The organism is Streptomyces sp. WAC05292 (genome assembly GCF_003949955.1).
Lineage (GTDB): Bacteria > Actinomycetota > Actinomycetes > Streptomycetales > Streptomycetaceae > Streptomyces > Streptomyces globosus.
This window is the reverse complement of the sequence record NZ_RPSE01000865.1, coordinates 1-662: the sequence shown is the minus strand read 5'-3', so window position 1 is coordinate 662 and position 662 is coordinate 1. Positions and strand designations below refer to the sequence as shown.

General features: G+C 73.9%; 1 protein-coding gene. It reads left to right on the top strand.

The window, feature by feature from the left end; genetic code table 11:
* Positions 1–549: HNH endonuclease family protein (locus EF903_RS33475; RefSeq protein ID WP_148142681.1), on the top strand; the 549-nt coding region annotated here is incomplete at its 5' end.
* Positions 550–662: the final 113 nt, after the last annotated feature.

Here is a 662-nt window from a genome sequence, read left to right as displayed (position 1 = left end):
GCCCCGCCCACTCCCATCAGCGCCTCCTCCGCCCGCGCCTACCTGGCCACCGTCACGCCCCGCGCCGAGGGCTCCCTCACCGGCTACAGCCGCTCGCTGTTCCCCCACTGGAGCACCGTCTCCGGCACCTGCAACACCCGCGAGACGGTCCTCAAACGGGACGGCTCGGGCGTCGTCACCGACTCCTCCTGCGCCTCCGTCCGCGGCTCCTGGTTCTCCGAGTACGACGGCGCCACCTGGACCGCCGCCTCCGACATCGACATCGACCACGTCGTCCCGCTGGCCGAGGCGTGGCGCTCCGGGGCGTCCTCCTGGACCACCTCCCAGCGCCAGCAGTTCGCGAACGACCTCACCCGCCCGCAGCTCATCGCGGTCACCGACCACGTCAACCAGGCCAAGGGCGACAAGGACCCCTCCGACTGGATGCCCTCCCGCACCTCCTACCGCTGCACCTACGCCCGCATGTGGGTCCACGTGAAGCAGCACTGGGGCCTGGGCATGGACTCCGCGGAGAAGACGGCCCTGGTCAACGAACTGAACGCCTGCTGACGACCGGCCGGCCGCCCACCGCCCCGCCTCCCCGGCCCTGCCCGGCACCACCCGGCCCGGGGGCCGGGCCCGGGCCCGGCCCCCGGGCTCTTTTCCCCCGCCAGGGGGAGGCC